General features: G+C 37.6%; 4 protein-coding genes. 2 read left to right on the forward strand and 2 right to left on the reverse strand.

Annotated features, from left to right (window positions below):
* Window positions 1-575 precede the first annotated feature (575 nt).
* On the reverse strand, window positions 576-1,040 hold the full coding sequence (locus WFZ86_RS19965; protein WP_342693585.1) for a tRNA (cytidine(34)-2'-O)-methyltransferase: 465 nt from the start codon (window positions 1,038-1,040) through the stop codon (window positions 576-578).
* A gap of 36 nt (window positions 1,041-1,076) precedes the next feature.
* Window positions 1,077-1,658 carry a pseudouridine synthase gene (locus tag WFZ86_RS19970; protein ID WP_342693586.1) on the reverse strand — a complete coding sequence of 194 codons (582 nt, stop codon included), beginning with the start codon at window positions 1,656-1,658 and terminating at the stop codon, window positions 1,077-1,079.
* Window positions 1,659-1,904: 246 nt separating this feature from the next.
* Here WFZ86_RS19970 and WFZ86_RS19975 point away from each other — a divergent pair, with 246 nt between their 5' ends.
* Together WFZ86_RS19975 and WFZ86_RS19980 are read left to right on the forward strand one after the other, a co-directional pair.
* Entirely contained in the window at window positions 1,905-2,558 is a 654-nt protein-coding gene (locus WFZ86_RS19975) for a phage tail protein (protein WP_342693587.1), read from the forward strand.
* 76 nt (window positions 2,559-2,634) lie between these two features.
* The coding region (locus tag WFZ86_RS19980; protein WP_425402890.1) for a hypothetical protein at window positions 2,635-3,673 on the forward strand (1,039 nt) is incomplete at its 3' end.

Here is a 3,673-nt window from a genome sequence, read left to right on the forward strand (position 1 = left end):
ATATATTCTTCGCAAACCTTACGTTTGAATTCCTCCGAATAATTAGAATAACGTTTTGTAGTGTTTGTTCCTGCACGATTGATCATAAATTTACATTTTTATGTAAACTTATTTCAGGACAAGACAAATTGCTATAAATCCGTTTTATCCGTGTAATCCGTGGCAAAAAAGTTTAACCGCTAAGGGCGAAAAAAAATATAAAAAATATAACTCATCGAAGTTTTTATGAATTGGACTATTTATTTTGAACCATATAAGGCAAATAAGGACATAGAAGTTCTTTTCTCAAACCGTGGCAAAAAAGTTTAACCGCTAAGTTCACAAAGTGATAACGCAAGGGGCGCAAAGGCAATTATACAACTTCGTGTTGCTTGGTGCCTACTTTGTGTTGCTTTGTGGTAAAAAAATTAACCGCAATATTCGCAAAGATTTACGCAAGTTTCGCAAAGGCAACTATGTAACTTCGTGTTGCTTCGTGCCTTCTTCGTGTTTCTTTGTGGTAAAAAAAATAACCGCTAAGGACGCAAATAGTACCAGCCCATAAAAACTGAACACTAACAGATGCAAACTGCTAACTAAATTTTGCCCACCGAAAGCTGTCTTCTTGCTTCACCAACTACAAAGGCAACGGAATTGGCAATATTAAAACTGCGAATCAGGGACGACATAGGGATTTTTAATTGATTTTCTTTAGCAAATAGGTTTAATACTTCCTGGCTCAAGCCTACGCTTTCTTTACCAAAAACCAACCAATCTTCGTCTTGAAATTCGATATTCAAATAGGAATGCTCTGCGTGAGAACTCATCAAAAAGACCCTTGAAGTATCTGGAATTACCGTCATCCATTCGGCTACATTTTGGTATTCCGTAACATCCAGATGTACCCAATAATCCAGTCCTGAACGTTTGAGGTTTTTGTCATTAATAACAAAACCAAACGGGTGAATTAAATGCAGGCGACTTTCTGTGCCAACACATAAGCGGCCAATGTTACCAGTATTATTAGGGATTTCGGGTTCTACAAGTACGATGTTTAACATTTTAAAATTTAGGATTTGAGATTCAAGATTTGGGATTCAGGATTTGGGAATAGCTATTTCAAAACTCTTTACTTGACGTACTTCGCCTGCTTGTAAATTATCTAACTGTATCGTTCCAATTCGAACGCGAACCAATCGTAAGGTAGGGAACCCTACGGCGGCAGTCATTTTTCTCACTTGGCGAAATTTCCCTTCATTTACCGTAATCGAAGCCCATGAAGTGGGCCCGTGTCGCTCATCTCTGATTTTCTTACCTCGTGGTCCAAAATCAGGAATCTCATTTACAATAAAGGCTTCACAAGGTTTGGTTGTATATTTAGTTCCGTTGAAGCCTATTTCAACTCCTTTTTTTATTTGCTCAATAGCTTCAGGAGTGATTACACCATCCACTTGAACATAATATTCTTTATCCACTTTCTTACTTCTAATTTGCTCACTAACTTTTCCATCCGTCGTCAAGAGCAATAAGCCTTCTGAATCTTCGTCTAAACGACCTATTGCCATCGTGCCCTCTGGAAAATCATACAGCTCTCCTAACAACCGTTTTTTCCGTTTCAGCTGATAAATAAACTGACTTAAATAGCCGTAGGGTTTGTGAAGAAGAAAATGACGGTGCATGTATTTTGAATTTAAAGCCACAAATATAGCGGGTTATTCTATTTTAAAAAAAATTCACCTACAAAGTCTCTCTTTACTATACCTCATTATCCTCCTTTTATGACATCAAAAAGGCAAGTCATGTCATTTAACCTGTATTAAAAACACACAACAACTACTTTTACTACAAGGAAATAAGCAAAAAAATCAACTTAATTATACTCACACTTTTCTTAAAAAATCTATTAACATTTAAATCAAAAAATTATGAACGATGAATTCATTGGCACTATTAAACTTTTCGCAGGTAGTTTTGCTCCTGCAGGCTATTTTACTTGTGAAGGGCAACTTTTATCAATCAGAAATTATACTGCGTTGTTTGCTATATTAGGAACCTATTATGGTGGAGATGGTGTTACTACTTTTAAATTACCTGACTTACGTGGTGCTTTTCCAACACAATGCACTAATACAGGAGGTATACCCCCTGGAGGCACTTATTCACTTGGAGAAACTGGTGGTGCACAGGCTGCGACCATTACATCGATAAACATGCCTCCACACACACACACTATAATAAAAGGACCAGGAACGAATATAACTGGAAATGTATCGGTAACCACCACATTACAAGCTAGTACTAATCCGGGAGCTGATTCCACTCCTTCTGCAACCAATAATGCTTTAGGAAAAACGGTTGATACCAATGGCAATAGTGACCCTAATTTGTACACTAATGCCGCACCGAGTCAAAATTTAACAGGAATTAGTTCAACAGCGACCAATAATTTAAATTTTGACCCAACAGGCTTACAATTGACTCCTTGGGGTTCTGGTCCAATGCCCTTGCCAACGTTACCGCCTTTTGTGGCTATGCAATACATCATATGCTATCAGGGAATTTTTCCTTCTAGACCATAATAAATATAAAAAAAATGGACTATTGAATAATAGTCCATTTTTTTTATATCTTTGATAATAAACACATTAACAAGTTATGATAAAAAAACTACTTCTCATTGGATGTTTTCTAAGTTTGTTTTCATCCTCACTGGCTCAAACTATTTTATCACCTGGTGATATTGCTATCATAGGTACAAATTACGATGTTGTCCCTTATCAAATGACTATCGTAAATCTTGTTCCTATGGAAGCAGGTACTGTTATTAGAATAACAGATTATGGATATGATGTAAATACTGGTACTTTCGGAACTAATTCTGTAGCGAATACAGCAGAAGGCTCGATTGAATGGACGTTAACCGCTGCTATGCCAGCTGGAACAGTTACTCAATTTTCAATTACAGGAGGTACAACTCCTACCGTTTCTGGCTTACCAGGCACTGTTAGTGTTACAGGCTGGACACTTACGAATCCAGCAAGCTGTCCTGTTCCTGGTGGAGGAGATAACTGGTTTATTTTTCAAGGAAGTTCCCGTACATCTGTAAGTCAGTTTGTATTTGGTTGGGTAAATACTTTTGCTATCCTTTTTAATGGTGTAAATCAACCAGCAGGACAATTTCTTGTACCACCCGCAACTGGAACAGTACTTCAGCCAGGCAATAACAATTCGTATTTACCTCCATCCCTTACTCTTGGGTCAACAGCTGTTGCCCTTAATAGAGACCCTAGTCTATTAGGATATCATGGTGATAACAATGTCTACACTGGTATAAAATCGGGTACAAAAGCAGCTATTCTTGCTGCAATTTGCTTAAATACGAATGATCGTAATACTGATAACTGGCTTTCTGATGAACTCTCAACATATGATATCAGTCCAGGGGGAGCATACTTCATTGGTACTAATCCAATTTTCACTGTAACCAATAGCGCACCAACGGATATTACTTTGTCTGATTCTGACATTGATGAAAATGTTGCGGCTAACTCAACTGTGGGAGCACTGTCTTCAACCGATGTAGATAGCAGTTCGTTTACGTATTCTTTAGTAGCTGGAGCTGGTGATACCGATAATGCTGCGTTTACCATTTCAGGTAGTGATTTGAAAATTACTGCGAGTCCTGATTTTGAAA

The organism is Flavobacterium polysaccharolyticum (assembly GCF_038739875.1).
Classification (GTDB): Bacteria; Bacteroidota; Bacteroidia; order Flavobacteriales; family Flavobacteriaceae; genus Flavobacterium; species Flavobacterium polysaccharolyticum.

Coding starts and splice junctions, on each gene's coding strand:
- WFZ86_RS19975 (WP_342693587.1), top strand. CDS start 1,905: ATGAACGATGAATTCATTGGCACTATTAAACTTTTCGCAGGTAGTTTT.
- WFZ86_RS19965 (WP_342693585.1), bottom strand. CDS start 1,040: ATGTTAAACATCGTACTTGTAGAACCCGAAATCCCTAATAATACTGGT.
- WFZ86_RS19970 (WP_342693586.1), bottom strand. CDS start 1,658: ATGCACCGTCATTTTCTTCTTCACAAACCCTACGGCTATTTAAGTCAG.